Genomic DNA, 15,622 nt, shown 5'->3' with positions numbered 1-15,622 from the left:
CCTTGGAATCAGCATCTAAAGCCAGCAACTAGCGAAACCGCGTAAGCAATGAAGGGTCGCAATCCAAAAATAGGATTGCGGCCCTTCTCAGTTTGCAAGACGGTCGATTATTGGGTGCTTACGGTCGATTATTGGGTGCTTACATTGTATTAATGCCATCAAAAAAGTGGTGCCGCCCCATCGGGTGACACCACTTTTTTGCGCTCACATATCGCTATTTACTGTGTTTCTTGCCGTCGTTGTTGTAGTAGGCATCGTAGTAGTAGCCGTAGCGGTTCTGGCGCTCACTGGCTGGGACGCGGTTCATCACCACGCCGATGATGTTGGCGTTGACCTGGTCCAGCAGAGACTTGGCCTCCATCACCATCGATTTTTGCGCAATTCCGTAAGGCACCACCAGCACCGTCGCGTCGGCGCGGGAGCCCAGGACCTGGGCGTCGGTGACGGAGATCACCGGCGGCGCGTCGAGGATGACGAGGTCGAAGGCGTTGGTCAGGCCCTTCAGCAGGCGGGTCATGCGCTTGGACGCCAGCAACTCGGAGGGGTTCGGCGGAATCGGGCCGCACGGCAGAATCGTCAGGTTCTCAATCTCGGTCTGGCGGCAGGCGCGTTGCAGCTTCTCATTGTCCTCTTCGCCGGTCAGCAGGTCGACCAGACCGAAGTTGTTTTGGATGCCGAAGGTTGCGTGAACCGTCGGCCGGCGCATGTCGGTGTCCAGAAGAATCGTACGCAGGCCCTGCTTGGCGAAGGTCGCCGCGATGTTGCCGGAGACGGTCGACTTGCCCTCGCTCGGGCCGGCCGAGGTGATCAAAAGGGTGTGGATCGGGTCGTCGGCCTTGGCGTACAAAATGTTGGTGCGAAGGGTTTTGTACTCTTCAGACACGCGCGACATCGGCGCATAATCGGTGATCAAGGCCACGCCGTGCAACAGGGAGTCCTGGGAGGCATCATGCTTGTGCTTGAACAGTTTCATGCTTACTTCCTCCTTGTCTGACTGCGCCGGTCACCCAGCACCATGTCCTTGGGCTCGATTTCGGAAATCGTGCCGAGCAGCGGCAGTTGCAGCTGATCCTTGATGTAGTCCGTGCTCTTGACGGTTTTGTCGGTCAGGTCGCGGATGAACGCAAGTAGGACGCCGAGCACCAGGCCGGCGAGCAGGCCGACCGCCAAGTTAATCTTTGGCCGCGGACTGACTGGGGCCTTTTGAAGCTGGCCCTTGGACACGATCGAGACGTTCTTGGCGTTGCTCATAATCTTGGTGATCTTGGACTTGAAGACGCCGACGACCTCGTTGACGATCGCCCGGGCCAGGTACGGGTTATCCGCGGTGGCCGTGACCTTGACGACCTGCGAGTTCTCGTTGTTGGACAGCGAGATTGCGCTGGACAGGTTGCTGCTCGGCACGAAGCCGTTGGCATTCAGGTTCTTTTTGGCCTGATCCATCACCACGTTTTGGGTGATGATGTCCTTGTAGGTGTTGATCATCTGCAGGTCGGTCTGAATCTGGTTGTACTGCATGGCCGCGTTGCTCGAGTCCTTCTGATTGACCAGGATCAGGGATGAGGATTGGTACTGCGGGGTCATGACAAAATAGGTGACGCCAGCCGCCACGATGCCGCCGAGACCCGCCATCACGATGATCATGATGACGTGCTTCTTGAGCGTGGCGAAAATCTGGCTCAGGTTGATTACATCGTCGTCCACGAAAGCCTCCAAAAAGTGTGTGTGCGGCGCCCGTTGCCGGGTCGCCTTGCGTCAATCGGCGCAACGGTTGCGTTGCGCAAGGTTTTTTGAGTTTTGGTCAGTATGTAAAAAAATACCTCCCCAAAGGTATCGGAAACCCCAAGCCTCGGTGATCGCCAGCCGCGCCGACGTGCAGAGCCGCCGCGGTTGGCCCCAAGTGACGGGCTAATTCCCGAAATTCGGACCACCGATACAAAACATTATCTTACCATTAATGCGCGACAAAAGCACCGTGGGAAACCGCGTTCATCACAAAGTTTATGAAAGGGGCCACGTCGGGACCCGCGAGTGGCCGGCCGCGGTCCTTGCCGTCGTTGCCGCGGCGGTCGCTTCGGGCCGGGCAGCCGGCTCAATCGCGGCGCGGTTGCCGACGTCATCGCGCGTTGCGGTGCCGGTCGGGTCGCTGGTGCTCTTCGCCGGTTCCGCCGGTGGAAAGGCCAGCGAGCGGTCGATGGCCGCCACCGGGGGTCGCGGCGTGTTGGGGCGAGGGCCGCGTTGCATGACGCTTGGTGCGATGTCTTCAATCACGGCCAGCAGCGGCAGGCCGAGCTCCTGTTCGATGAAGGCCGTGCCATCCACTGCGCCGGTGTAGGCCGCTTTGCGCCAGGCCACGATGCAGCCGGTCAGGAACCCGAGCAAAAGCCCCAACGCCAGGTTGCCCCAGTGGTTGGGGAAGGCCGGCACCTTGGTTAGGGTTCCCCGGGCGACGATTTCCACGGACTGGGCGTTGGCGACCAGCCGCGGCAGCTTCTGCTGCAGCACGGCGACCACCGCGTTGGCCAGGGCCCGTGAGAGGTAGGGGTCACCGGTGGCCACCGTGACGGTCAGCACCTGCGAGTTCGGGGTGGTGGTGAGGCTGACGGCCGTGCTTAAGTCGCGCGGCACGGTGAAGCCTTGGGCCTGAAGCGTTTGCCTGACCGGATTCAGCACTACCGGCTGGCGAACCAGGTCCTTGTAAGTCGTGACCTGGGCGAGGCCGGCGGTAGTCTGGTTGAACACCTCGTCGGCGGTTTTGGCCGGCTTGGGGTTGATCAAGAGGCGGGTGGTGGTGCGGTACTTGGCGGGAACCAAGAAATAGGTGGCGCCGGTGGCCAGCGCCCCGCCGAGTGCGGTGATCGTCAAAATCAAAAGCAGCCGCCGGCGCAGAATCGTCAGCGCGTGGCCGAGGTCGATTGCGTCTTCGTTCATAGGTACCTCCATGCGGGGCCGCGGGTTGACGACGGCCGAATATGAAGAATTGTGACTCTAAAATTATCCTTCAAAAGCAAACATATGGGTCCATTGTAGCATCATTCCCCGGCGGTTTCTGCAAAATTTCGCCGCGCTGCGATCGCCCAGAAGAACACCGCGGCGGCCGCCGTCAGCGCGGGGTGTGAGCCGCACAGGTGGGAATTTTATTACAAATGTGCAAAGCGATGGCGGCGATTCCGCTTCCAATTGCGTCGGATTGCAAGCCCGTTTTATAACGGCTATGACGCGTACACGCGGGGGCTTTTATTCATATTTGTGGCATGGTACTATGGAACGGAACACCTTGATTCGTGGGGAATAACACGCGATTGTGAGAATGCTTTCACAAGATTTTACGCGAATGTTAATGAATTTTCATGTGTTCTTAAATATTAAAAAGAGAGATAGTCAGAAACTGGGGAATAATGACTGCGGGAGAAAAAATGGCGGAACGTCGCGTTTTCCATCCACAGAAGCTTAACTTACTCACCCGCCTGATCGATCAGGCAGATGCAGCGCCGTTGCACCTCGACCGCGAGCGACTCGGCGGCCAGCGGCTGTTCGAAGCGGGCTGCCGGGTCTTCGACACGGTGGCCGGGCTGGCCGGGCTGATGGTGCTGGCGCCGCTTTTGGCGGCGCTGGCCCTGGCAATCAAGCTGGACGATCCGCACGGGCCGGTCCTGTTCAGCCAGGTGCGAGTCGGCCGCGGCGGCCGCACGTTTCGCATGTTCAAGTTTCGCTCGATGGTGGTCGGCGCCGAGGCCCAGCTGCCGGCGCTTTTGACCCGCAACGAGGTGAGCGGTGCGATGTTCAAAATGGCGCAGGACCCGCGGGTGACCCGCGTCGGCCGCTTCATCCGCCGCACCAGCCTGGACGAGCTACCGCAGCTGTTGAACGTGGTCACCGGCGACATGGCGCTGGTCGGACCGCGGCCGCCGCTTTTGCGCGAGGTGGCCGCCTACACCGACTACGATCGCCAACGCCTGTGGGTGCGGCCCGGCTGCACCGGGCTGTGGCAGGTCAGCGGCCGCAACAGCGTCGGCTTTGCTGAGATGGTCGCCTTGGATCTGACCTACATTAAGCACCGCTCGTGGCGGCTCAACCTGCGCATTATCGCGGCCACGGTGCGGGTGATGCTGGCGCCGAACAGCGCGTATTGAGACGGCCGGCCAGCCCCACTGACGCCGCGAACAGAAGCCTGGTTCGCCGGCGCTTGGCGCCTCGGGCCGAAATCGGTCCTGGCGGCACTAGCCGCCTGCACCGTGGCCGGGCTTGGCCCCGCGACCAATTTTTGGCCGGTGGCCGCCGACCGGCTCGACCACACATGGACAATTCGTTGAATGGAGAGAACGCATGCACAGTGATATGAGCGTCGTGATGCTGGGACAAAAACGGGTGCCTTCGCTTAACGGCGGCATCGAGCGGGTGCTGACGGAGCTTTCGCCGGAGCTTGTGAAGCAAGGCGTCGCGGTGACCTGCCTGAACCGCGCCGGCGAGCCGATAGTCGACGGCGACTACCCGAAGACCAAGGGACCGTTCAAGGGCGTTAAGCTCCGCAGCGTCTGGACCATTCGCGGCAAGGGGCTGTCGGCCGTTTCCGCCTCGGTGTCCGGCGCCGTTCGGGCCCTGTTCGGCGGCTTTGACGTGGTGCATTTTCACGCCGAGGGGCCAAGCGCGATGATCTGGCTGCCCAAGCTGTTCAAGAAGCGCTGCGTGGTCACGGTTCACGGCCTCGACTGGAAGCGCGACAAGTGGCGCGGGGGCTTCGGGGCCCGGTACATCAAATTCGGCGAGCGGATGATCGCCAAATACGCCGACGCGATCATCGTCTTGAACGTCGACACGCGCCGCTACTTCGAGCAGACCTACCACCGCGAGTCCTACTACATTCCCAACGGCGTCAGCCCGGTGACCGCGCAGGGGGCGGCCCTGATCGGCGAGCGTTACGGCCTGGCGCCGCGCGATTACGTCCTCAGCGTGTCGCGCCTGACGCCGGAAAAAGGGCTGCACGACCTGATTGCGGCCTTTCGCCAGCTCGACACCACCAAGCGGCGATGATCGCCGGGCAGCTGGTCACGCTGTGGCACATGCGGCGCCACGTGCCGCACCGCGGCGGTGTGGGACGGGAAGCGGCCCGGGCCGCCTTGGCCGATTACCGCCACCTGATGCTGTACCAGACGCCCAACAACTTGATGATTCAGATGCGCGAGCAGGTCCCCAACCTCGCGATCGGCCTGTTGTTCGGCAACACGGTGCTGGGTTACTACGCGGTGTCGATCAAGGTCTTGAACATGCCGATCAACTTCATCGCCCAGGCGGTCGGCAAGGTGTTCTACCAGTCGCTGTCCGAGCTGGCCTGGGCCAAAAAAAGCATGGCGAGCTTCATCGCCCGCAACTTTGACCGGGCGATCGCGCTGGGCGTCGTGCCGGTACTCGGGCTGTTCGCGTTCGGCGATGTGTTCGCCGTCCTGTTTTTCGGCGGCGCTTACCTGATGGCCGGCGAGATTCTGCGGCTGGTGGTGTTCCGGGCCTTTTTCACCTTCGTGTCCGTCTGCATGCAAAGCATCGACATCGTGCTGGCCAAGCAGCATTACACGCTGGCCGCGACGGTGTCGCAGACGGCCCTGGGGGTCCTCAGCATCGTCTTGGGGGCGGTTGGCCACAGCGTGATGCTGGCCATCGCGCTTCTGGTCGTCAGCTACATCGTGATTCAGCTGATCTATTACCAGACGCTGTTTGCGACCCAGGGCATTCGGATGCGGCGCCACTACGCCTACATGCTGCTGTGTCTGATTGGCGTCTTGGGCGCCGGCTGGCTGCTTCGCGCCGGGGTTGCGGCGGTGGTCGGGCATTGGTGGCCGGCGGCGTTGGCGTGGTTTCGGATTTGGTAACGTAACGGGAATGATTTCCCGGGAAATATGGGAGGTCAATCATGAAACCATTGAAGCTGATGCGGTTGCCCCACTGGCTCGCCGCTTCCATGCAGGCCGGGGTGACCGCGGCAACCTGGGGTCAGGTCGCCCTGGCTCGTCGGCACTCGGTGGCCGTGCCGAACCGCGCCGCTGCGGCCGCCACCCTGGCGGCTTACCACCCGGCGCCGACCATGGCCGCTACGGCCAGTGAATCGGCGGCACCGCGGCGCGACCGGCTGGCCAAGGCCACCTGTGACGTGTCGGTGATTGTGTCCTGCTACAACAGCGAAACCACCATCGCCGCCTGCGTCGGGAGCGTGTTGAATCAACCGTTCACCGGCAAGCTGGAGCTGATCGTGGTCGACGATGGGTCGACCGATGGCAGTCGCGAGGTATTGGCCCAGAAACGCGACCCCCGGTTGCGCGTGTTGGTGCAGCCCAACGCAGGGGCGGGGGCCAGTCGTAACCGCGGCCTTGACGCGGCGCGTGGCCGCTACCTGCTGTTCGTCGATGCCGACGACCGGCTAGCGCCGGCTGCCTTGCAGGTGCTGTGGGACACGGCCAAGGCCGAGCGGCTGGACTTGGTCGATGGCCGCTTTCGCCAGTTTGCCGGCCAGCACAGCGTGGTGTGGCGCAACCACCACCGAACGCTGAGTGACGCGGCCGGGGTGCTGCGGCCGGGGATCTCCGGATTCGTGACCGGGCGGCTGTACCGCCGAGAGCTGTGGCGCGACGTGCGGTTTCCCACGCAGTACTGGTTCGAAGACACCTGCGTGATCTTCTTGGTGCTGCCGCGGGTCCGGCGCTACCGGCAGCTGGACCAGGTGGTGTACCACTACCGCGACAATCCCGGCGGTTTGAGCAAGGTGATTACCGGGCAGCCGCGGGCCCTGGACACGCTGTACCTGACCATGGCCCTGTGCGAGCAGGCCCGGGCCCAAGGCGTTGACCTGGCTCGGTTGCGGCCGGTGGCGATTTGGCAGCTCACCCGTTTTGCTGTCGAACGGCTGGCCGGACTGGCCGAGCCAATGCAGGCCGCGGCGTTTGCGACGGCGGCCACCTTTGTTCAACACACACCGGAGCTAACGGCGGTGGGGCCGCACGACGGGTGGTTCGTGCGACGGGCCACCGCGGCCCTGGTCGCCGGCGACCTGGCGGCCTGGCAGCGATTGGGTCGTGGTTGGGCCTTGCGCGATAAAATTGGGCTGCGGGGTTAGGGCAATACCGCGGCACGGCGGCGAGTTGCTCACGGTAAAGGCAGACGAGACGAGGAGGAACAAACTTGCGCAGAACAAGAACGGACGCCCTCGGTTACTTTGTGATTGGCGTTTATCGCACCGGTAACTGGCTTTATTACCGTTTCAAGCTGCCGGTGCTGCGGCAGCTGCTGCTTTTGGTTTACAAAATCGTCAACTTGATTTTTCTGAAGTTTGCGATGGGCATCGACATTCCCGCCACCGTGCGAATCGGCCCGGAACTTGTGATTTATCATCCGCACGGCATTGTAATCACGCCCCAGGCCGTGATAGGGGCCCGAGCAATCCTTCACCACCAGGTGACAATCGGCAACAAGGGGGTTGGCGCAACTGGCATTCCGACCATCGGCGACGACGTTGAAATCGGCACTGGCGCGGTGATTATCGGCGAGCTGACCCTGGGCGATGGGGTTCGCGTCGGCGCCAACGCCGTGGTCACCCAAAGCTTTCCGAACCACGCGGTGGTGGGTGGCGTGCCGGCCCGGCGGCTTCGCTGACACCGGGGTGCGGCCCGCGGTGGTGGACTAACAATCGCCATCCGGATGGGTTCCCGGTTCAATGCGGCCGAATCGATCGCGCCGGCGCCGAGGCTCGCTGTGTGGCGGTCGTGGCTTGCACCGAGCGAGCGGATTGCGGCTTTGCGGTCCCGCGGCCACACCATTGGCTTGGTGCGGGTGACGCCGGCTTGACCGAGATGCCGGCCGACTATTCAGTATTGGCCCATACAATGCTACAATGAACGCAATGTCAGCGGCGGCCGCCTGTGCCGCAGTGCGGCGTCGGTCACGGCAACCGCGGCTTTCGCCGCTGTGAAAAACGGAGGAGTTCCAGATGAAACGCGCATTCGCATCCATTCTGCTGATCGTCGCCTTGGTGGTGGCGACTGGCGCCTTGGCCCTCGCCGGTCACCGGCGCCAGGCGGCCCAGCTGGCCCAGCAAACCGCGGCTTACCAGTCAAACCGGACCGCTCACCCAGCCGCCGCTGCAGCAGCCAAGACGGCAACCACAACGACCACCGCTAAGGCTGGCGAAAAGGCCGCCACCAAGACGGCCACCGCTCGGGCCAAGAAGCTCAAGGCAGTCGGCCAGGGCCAGTCGCTTAGTGTCGCGGTCATGGGCTCGGACATCGCCACGGGCAAGGACCCAGCCGGATTTCAGTACGGCGTGCGGGATTACCTGAGCAAGACCCTGGGCTACGATGTGACGCTGAGCGGCAACTGGGCGGCCGGCGCCACCATCGGCGGCACCGGGTTGTCGCAGCTGGCCACCGTCGCGACCAAGGCCCCGGCGCTTTTGATTATTGCGTACGGCACCGCCGAGCAGGACCCGACCAATAACTTTTACGCCCAGCCGGATACCTTACGAGCGAACCTGGCGATGCTCCTTTCCCGGACCAAGACCGCGCTGCCCGACACGCGCGTGGTGGTGTTGACCTCCTGGCGGCACGGCACGGATGGCGCGGCTTACGACGCCGTCATCAAGACGACCGCCCAGGCGGCCGGGGCCCAGGTGGTTGATCTGACCACGGTATGGCAGGCGGCGGCGAACCAGACGGCGGCCAACCAACCGACTGAGGCGGGGCAGCGGGCCATCGCCCAGGCCGTGATCAAGCAGGCGCTGGTGAAGGCTTACGTTCCCAAGGCATTGCAGTAGGCAAAGGAGATAACATGGCAGACAACAACGAACCAGAATTGCAACCGCAGACGCATCAGCATCACCACCACCACAGTCACCCGCGGCGGCGCCTTCACATCTGGCGCTGGGTCGGCGGCATTGTGCTGGCGCTGATTGTGGCGGCCGCCGGCTTCGCCTGGTACACCTACAAAACGGTCAAGGACACCGCCAACAACACCTACATCCCGCTGAGCAAGGCCAACAAGGATGCACAGGCCGCCATCAGCAAGCAAAAGCCAATCAGCTTGCTTTTGATGGGGACGGACACCGGCGCCTTGGGCCGAACCGAGGCCCGGGGTCGCACCGACACGATGATCGTGGTCACCGTCAATCCGCAGACCAAGACCACCACGATGGTGTCGGTGCCGCGTGACACGATGAGTCAGATGATCGGCTACGACGGCGTCAACATTCAAAAAATCAATGCTGCCTACAACATCGGCGGCTCCGACATGGCGGTCAACACCGTTTCCGCACTGCTGAACCTGCCGATCCAGCACTACGCCTTGGTCAACATGGGCGGCATGGAGAAGGTGGTCGATGCCGTGGGGGGCGTCGACGTCGACGTCCCGTTCGATTTTGACAACGCCGGCTACGCCTTCAAGAAGGGCGCGATGCACCTGGACGGCAAAAAGGCGCTGGCTTACGTGCGGATGCGCTACGACGATCCCAAGGGCGACTACGGCCGCACCGCGCGGCAGCGCCAGGTGATCACCGGCATCTTGAAGGCGGCGCCGAGCTTCAAGAGCCTGACCAACTTCAAGACGCTGTTGACCCAGGTGGAGAACAACTTCCGCTCGAGCATGACCTTCGACGACATGCTCAACCTGTTCCAGCACTACCGCTCGGCGGCCAACACCGTCAAGGAGGATTCGCTGCAAGGCGTCGGCTGCTACCTGAACGGCTCGGCCTACCAGATCATGGCGACCAAGGAGCTGCAGCGCGTCTCCGACACCTTGCGTGCCAGCATGGGGCTGAAGAAGGCGACGCTGAGCAACGAGGAAACCAAGCAAAACGCGCTGAACCCCAACTTTGACTGGACCGCGGCCAACACCAAGGGCTACGTGGTGCAAGGCGCCGACCGCGTGAACTAGTGAGACCGTCACGCGTGGTGGAGATGGCCCGAGCAATCGGGCCTTTTTGATGGCGTCAAAACGGTTGTGCGATGATTCACCAGTTTTAGTTGGTACCGCTCAACTTCTGCTATATAATGAATTCAATAACGCGTTGGAGGCGAAACAGGTGGAAAAATGGGTAGCGGGGTTGGCGAATAATCTCTTGTTGCGGGAACTCGGCGTGGTGGCCTTGATCCTTTTGACCATTGTGGTTTATTACTTCCGCTACGTGCGGCTGGCGCGAAAGCTCCACGGTCGGGCCCAGCACAACGGGCTGCAGCGGTTGATCGCCGGCACCCGCACGGTGATGGTCGGGCTGGCCTTCATTTTGCTTCTGGTGATCGGCTACGACCGGGTTTGGCCACACTTTGCCCCGCAAGCGCAGACGAAGACCCAGGTGGCCACGACCAGCGCCAAGAAGACCGAGGCGACCAGCAAGGCCAAAACGAGCACCAAGGTCGCAACGGCCAAGACCAAGGCCGACAAGACCAAAAAGGCCGCCAGCAGCACCAGCGCCAGCAGCGCCGCCTCGAGCAGTTCAGTGACCGAAACCGCGGAGACCCAGGCGGCCACGCAGCTGGTCTCTAATTACTACGCCAACAACCCCAGTGGTTTGGACACGACGGCTCAGGTCACGTACCGCTACCTAGGTGACACCACCGGCAACGCGAACCTGCCCGTGCATCGCATCGGTGGGTTTGTGACCGAAGGGGGCAAGGAGGTCCAGAAGTACGAGTTTTGGGTCTACCCGGGCAACCAGTTCGACCGCCAAACCGATTTTTAGCCACGCAGTGCAATCAAACAAGCCTCGGCCAACTTGGCCGAGGCTTGTTTGATTATCCACCTGAACGGCGCCGGCAGTTACTTGCCCGTAGACTTCGACTTGGCGCCTGCGGCCAACGCCTCATCTTCCTGGCGCAGCCGGTCGGCCAGCTTCAGGATGTAGGCGCGCAGCTCGTCTTTGACCTCCGGGTGGGTCAGGCCGTACTCGATGGTGGTCTCCACGAAGCCGAACTTGTTGCCGACGTCGTAGCGGTCGCCGGTGAACTCGTGGGCAAACACGCGCTGGGTCTGGTTCAGCGTGTCGATCGCGTCGGTCAGCTGAATCTCGTTGCCCTTGCCTGGCTTCTGGTTGTCCAAGATGTCGAAGATCTCGGGCGTCAGGAGGTAGCGGCCGATGATTGCCAGATCCGACGGTGCGTCTTCGACCGCCGGCTTCTCGACGAACTTCCGCACGTTGTACAGGCCCTTGGTGACCTCACTTTCCGGGTCGATCACCCCGTAGGCCGAGACCTCGTTGTGCGGGACCTTTTTGACCGCTAGAATCGAGGCGTGGGTGCGTTCGTACTCGTCGATCAGCTGCTTAGTCAGTGGCACCTGGTCTTGCATCAGGTCGTCGCCCAGCATCACGACGAAGGGTTCGCCGGCGATGAAGGACTTGGCCAGCCGCACCGCGTCGCCCAGGCCGTTGGGGTAGGGCTGCCGCACGAAGAAGATATTGACGCCGATGTCCGTGGTGTCCTTGACCATCTGCAGCAGCGCGGTTTTGCCCTTAGCCTCGAGGTTTTGCTCGAGCTCGGGGGCGGAGTCGAAGTGGTCTTCAATCGAGCGCTTCTGCTTGCCCTCGACGATTAAGATGTCCTCGATGCCCGAGGCCTTGGCTTCCTCGACGATGAACTGGATGGTCGGCTTGTCGACGATCGGCAGCATCTCCTTGGCCAGCGCCTTGGTGGCCGGCAAAAAGCGGGTGCCAAGCCCCGCGGCCGGAATCACGGCCTTGCGAACTTTCATGTGAAATCCCTCCATGTCTGTGATAACCCCACCATACCTTAATCGGCCCGCAATTGGTAGGAAAAGCGCGACGATGCGGCGCCTAGCGGATACCGCGGCGGCTGTCAAGGGGGCGGCCGCGAGCGGGTTGCACAAGTCTGAGGAAAAACTTATCAAAACACAGTAAAACAAATTTAAATTTTGAAACTAAGCCAAAAAGGCCGGTTCAACTCGTGCGGCGCAGTTGTTATACATTTTGCGGGAAACGGCCGATAAATAACGACGACCCGTTGTCTGCTCAGCCAGGGCGACAGGTTGTGTCGTGAGTAAACGGTTCGTCATCTCAGTTATTCAAACCGTTTGCATAAATGCAAAGGTACATTCTCCGAATTCCTGTGTTTTTGTTTTGAATACTGATATTGTTCAATTATAAAAATGACATCGTCTAATTAGAATTGTTTTGACGAAGGTGGCGATGAGCATTATAATCTGGGTTAGTGACGTGGCTCGTCTGGGCTGCCGTCTCACAGGTGTTTCTACTATTATATTCCACTTAGGGGGAGAATAAGCACATGAGCAATCGTAATGGTGCAAAGAAACTTTATAAGGCGCACAAAACCTGGATCGCTGCAGGGGTTGCCGCCTGAACGCTGCTGAGCGTTCAGGCACTTGGCGGGCAACAAGTATCTGCTACTACCGGTACCGCAACAGCTACTGCGCAGGCTGCTGTCACCAAGGCTGACCTGCTGTCACCAAGGCTGACCTGCTGGCAACCATCCAGAAGGGCAAGCAGGCCGTTAGCCAGTACGGTGTTGGTAACCAAACCGACCCAGCCACCGGCAAGAGCTTCTACGGTGACTTCGATGCCGTTTCTGGCCAGGTTAACAGCGGGGCTATCACCACGCGTGCCGAATTGGTCGCTGCGCTGAAGCCAGCCGTTGAGAGCCTCAACAACATGTTGAAGAACACCTACAAGGCTATCCTTGGCGCCAACGGCAACCTGACCGATGCCAAGACCGGCCGGACCTTCAACGGTGACATCGACTACCTGTTCAACTCCAGCTTCAACGCTGACGGTGAACTGGCTTCCACCAAGTCTGCCGCAGATGCCTTCATCGCTGCCGCTAAGGCTGCGGCCAAGGCTGCCGACGATGCTGCCGCTGCGCTGAAGGAATCCAACGCGAAGACCGCATACCAGATCGACTACATCGAATACGGTACCGGCAAGATTCTGGCTTCCAAGACGATTTACGATCAGGCCGGCACGTACATCGACGAGTACGAATCCACCATCAAGGCTGGCGTTCCTGCAGGCTACGTGATCAGCGCTAACGGGACCAGCTACGACCCGACCTTCATCAACTACAAGGATCCGGCCGTTCAAAAAGTCACCGGTAAGTCTGCTGCAACAATCAGCAAGGCTCACATCTACGTGAACAAGAAGGCTGAATCCGCGGTTGGCACCACGACTTACCAGATCGACTACATCGACGGCGCGACTGGCAAGATTCTGAGCTCCAAGCGCGTTTACGACCAGGCTGGTGCTTCCATCAGCAAGTACGAATCCGCTATCAAGAGCGGCGTTCCGGAAGGCTACACCATCGACACCGGTCGTTCAAGCTACGATCCTTCCTTCGTTGACTACACGGGCACCGCAACGCCGAAGAAGCTGAGCAAGGCTTACATCGTGGTTAACGGCAAGGCTGCGGTTGATACCAGCTTTGGTACCGGCGATCGCACGACCCACGTTGAAGACACCGACGCGATTTACGCTGACGGCTACAAGTACGGCGAAACCGGCGCGACCCTGCCTTCTCTTGCTGGCAAGTCCGAAGCTTACAAGGCTGCCTTTGCACGCGGCTTCAACGCTGGTGCTGCCGTTCGCGGCGAAAAGCTTGCCGCTTACAAGGCTGGCTACCAGTACGGTGAAACCGGTGCGGTTCTGCCTGATCTGGCCGGCAAGTCCGACGACTACAAGACGGCCTTCTCCGGTGGCTTCACCGAAGGCGGCAAGGTATACGCCGACAAGTTGGCTGGGACCAAGGCTGGCTACCAGACCGGCGTGACCGGCGCAACCCTGCCATCTCTTGATGGCAAGTCCGACGCCTACAAGGAAGCCTTCTCCAAGGCTTACACCCAAGGCTTCGCAGGTCACCTGGCTGTTCTTGATGCCAAGGCTACCCAAGATGCAACGACCGAGGCTAACGCTGAAGCTGCCGCTGGCTACAAGGCTGGCTACCAGTACGGTGAAACCGGTGCGGTTCTGCCTGATTTGGCCGGCAAGTCCGATGCCTACAAGGAAGCCTTCTCCAAGGGCTTCACGGACGGCGGCAAGGTTTACTCCGACAAGCAGGCTGGCTACAAGGCTGGCGTTCAGTACGGTGAAACCGGTGCGGTTCTGCCTGACCTGGCTGGCAAGTCCGACGCCTACAAGGAAGCCTTCTCCGCTGGCTTCACCAAGGGTGGCGAGACCTTCGCTGACACCCTGGCCGGGACCAAGGCTGGCTACCAGACCGGCGTAACCGGCGCAACCCTGCCATCTCTTGATGGCAAGTCCGACGCTTACAAGACGGCCTTCTCCAAGGCTTACACCCAGGGCTTCGCAGCTCACCAGGCAATTCTTGAAGCTCAGGCCGCTCAAAACGCAACGACCAAGGCTAACGAAGACAACGCCTCCTTCAACGCTTACAAGGCTGAAGAAGCTGCTCAACTCGCCAAGGATGTTGCGGCTAAGAACGCTGCTGCGGCTGCCGCTGCCAAGGCCAAGGCTGACCAGGACAACGCCTCCTTCAACGAATACAAGTTGGGTGAAGCTTCCCGCCTGAGTGCCAAGACTGTTGCTGATGCCGGCTACAAGGCTGGCTACCAGTACGGTGAAACTGGTGCGGTTCTGCCTTCTCTTGATGGCAAGTCCGATGCCTACAAGGAAGCCTTCTCCAAGGGCTTCACGGATGGCGGCAAGGTTTACGCCGACAAGTTGGCTGGGACCAAGGCTGGCTACCAGACCGGCGTGACCGGCGCGACCCTGCCTGATCTGGCTGGCAAGTCCGACGCTTACAAGGAAGCTTTCTCCAAGGCTTACACCCAAGGTTACGCAGGGCACCTGGCTGTTCTTGATGCCAAGGATACCCAAGACGCAACGACGCAGGCTAACGCTGACAAGGCTGCCGGCTACAAGGCTGGCTACCAGTACGGCGAAACCGGTGCGGTTCTGCCTTCTCTTGATGGCAAGTCCGACGCCTACAAGAACGCCTTCTCCGAAGGCTTCACTGCTGGCTCCGAAGTTCACTTCGACAAGCTGGCTGGCTACAAGGCCGGCTACCAGTACGGTGAAACCGGTGCGGTTCTGCCTTCTCTTGATGGCAAGTCCGACGCTTACAAGGATGCCTTCTCCGCTGGCTTCACGAAGGGCGTAATCGCGCACTTCGACGCCATGGCTGCTGCTAAGGCCAAGGCTAAGCAGGACCAAGACAACGCCTCCTTCAACGAATTCAAGTTGGACGAAGCTTCCCGTCTGTCCGCTAAGTTTGCCAACAAGGGCACCGCGACGACGCCGGCTACCAAGCCTGCCACCACGCCTGCCACTAAGACACCTGCAACCACGGCTGCTGTGAAGACGACCGCTGCTAAGACCAACGATCAGACCACGGCTACCAAGAAGGACCTCCCACAGACCGGTGACGACGTGAACGTTGTTGCTTCCTCCCTGGGTGTTGTCGCAGTTGTCGGCGCATTGTTCGGCCTGGCCGGCACTTCCCTCAAGAAGCGTGCCTAATGGCTTAACCTGAACAATTAGAAGAAGGGCGCTACGATATTTGGAGTTGATAGGCTACTTGCCTGCCAACTCCTTTTTCTATACCATTTAGTTTCCAGCACAAAAACAGGACACCACAAGGTTTCCTGTTCATCGTCCCGACCAAAG

General features: G+C 60.8%; 13 protein-coding genes. 9 read left to right on the top strand and 4 right to left on the bottom strand.

Annotated elements, in window-relative coordinates:
* Positions 1-214: 214 nt before the first annotated feature.
* The 3 genes from NUH19_RS12705 to NUH19_RS12695 all read right to left on the bottom strand — a co-directional run bounded on the left by NUH19_RS12705 (position 215) and on the right by NUH19_RS12695 (position 2,931).
* A complete protein-coding gene (locus NUH19_RS12705; protein WP_262316918.1) occupies positions 215-973 on the bottom strand; it encodes a CpsD/CapB family tyrosine-protein kinase in 759 nt (252 codons plus the stop codon).
* 2 nt (positions 974-975) lie between these two features.
* Positions 976-1,704, bottom strand: a complete 729-nt coding sequence (locus NUH19_RS12700) for a YveK family protein (protein WP_262316917.1) — start codon at positions 1,702-1,704, stop codon at positions 976-978.
* Positions 1,705-2,001: 297 nt separating this feature from the next.
* Positions 2,002-2,931 (bottom strand): YveK family protein, encoded by a 930-nt coding sequence (locus NUH19_RS12695; protein WP_262316916.1) that lies wholly within the window; start codon positions 2,929-2,931, stop codon positions 2,002-2,004.
* 485 nt (positions 2,932-3,416) lie between these two features.
* Here NUH19_RS12695 and NUH19_RS12690 point away from each other — a divergent pair, with 485 nt between their 5' ends.
* The 8 genes from NUH19_RS12690 to NUH19_RS12655 all read left to right on the top strand — a co-directional run bounded on the left by NUH19_RS12690 (position 3,417) and on the right by NUH19_RS12655 (position 10,714).
* Positions 3,417-4,133 (top strand): sugar transferase, encoded by a 717-nt coding sequence (locus tag NUH19_RS12690; protein ID WP_262316915.1) that lies wholly within the window; start codon positions 3,417-3,419, stop codon positions 4,131-4,133.
* A gap of 193 nt (positions 4,134-4,326) precedes the next feature.
* A complete protein-coding gene (locus NUH19_RS12685; protein WP_262316914.1) occupies positions 4,327-5,031 on the top strand; it encodes a glycosyltransferase family 4 protein in 705 nt (234 codons plus the stop codon).
* Positions 5,028-5,864: an oligosaccharide flippase family protein gene (locus NUH19_RS12680; RefSeq protein ID WP_262316913.1), complete on the top strand. Its 837-nt coding sequence runs from the start codon at positions 5,028-5,030 to the stop codon at positions 5,862-5,864. The genes NUH19_RS12685 and NUH19_RS12680 overlap by 4 nt, the downstream gene beginning before the upstream one ends.
* 41 nt (positions 5,865-5,905) lie before the next feature.
* Positions 5,906-7,102 (top strand): glycosyltransferase family 2 protein, encoded by a 1,197-nt coding sequence (locus NUH19_RS12675; RefSeq protein WP_262316912.1) that lies wholly within the window; start codon positions 5,906-5,908, stop codon positions 7,100-7,102.
* 65 nt (positions 7,103-7,167) lie between these two features.
* Positions 7,168-7,638 (top strand): serine acetyltransferase, encoded by a 471-nt coding sequence (locus NUH19_RS12670; protein WP_262316911.1) that lies wholly within the window; start codon positions 7,168-7,170, stop codon positions 7,636-7,638.
* A 334-nt stretch (positions 7,639-7,972) separates the two neighbouring features.
* Positions 7,973-8,794, top strand: a complete 822-nt coding sequence (locus NUH19_RS12665; protein ID WP_262316910.1) for an SGNH/GDSL hydrolase family protein — start codon at positions 7,973-7,975, stop codon at positions 8,792-8,794.
* Between the two features lie 14 nt (positions 8,795-8,808).
* Entirely contained in the window at positions 8,809-9,909 is a 1,101-nt protein-coding gene (locus NUH19_RS12660) for an LCP family glycopolymer transferase (protein WP_262316909.1), read from the top strand.
* A 148-nt stretch (positions 9,910-10,057) separates the two neighbouring features.
* A complete protein-coding gene (locus NUH19_RS12655; protein ID WP_262316908.1) occupies positions 10,058-10,714 on the top strand; it encodes a hypothetical protein in 657 nt (218 codons plus the stop codon).
* A 77-nt stretch (positions 10,715-10,791) separates the two neighbouring features.
* On the opposite strand, the gene galU is transcribed toward NUH19_RS12655, so the two are convergent.
* Positions 10,792-11,721: a UTP--glucose-1-phosphate uridylyltransferase GalU gene (gene galU / locus NUH19_RS12650; protein ID WP_262316907.1), complete on the bottom strand. Its 930-nt coding sequence runs from the start codon at positions 11,719-11,721 to the stop codon at positions 10,792-10,794.
* 934 nt (positions 11,722-12,655) lie between these two features.
* Between galU and NUH19_RS12645 the strand changes: the two genes are divergently transcribed.
* Entirely contained in the window at positions 12,656-15,475 is a 2,820-nt protein-coding gene (locus tag NUH19_RS12645) for an LPXTG cell wall anchor domain-containing protein (protein ID WP_262316906.1), read from the top strand.
* Positions 15,476-15,622 lie beyond the last annotated feature (147 nt).

The organism is Lacticaseibacillus parakribbianus (assembly GCF_025490915.1).
Classification (GTDB): domain Bacteria; phylum Bacillota; class Bacilli; order Lactobacillales; family Lactobacillaceae; genus Lacticaseibacillus; species Lacticaseibacillus parakribbianus.
The sequence above is the reverse complement of the archived record's forward strand: the minus strand, read 5'-3'. Positions and strand labels throughout refer to the sequence as shown.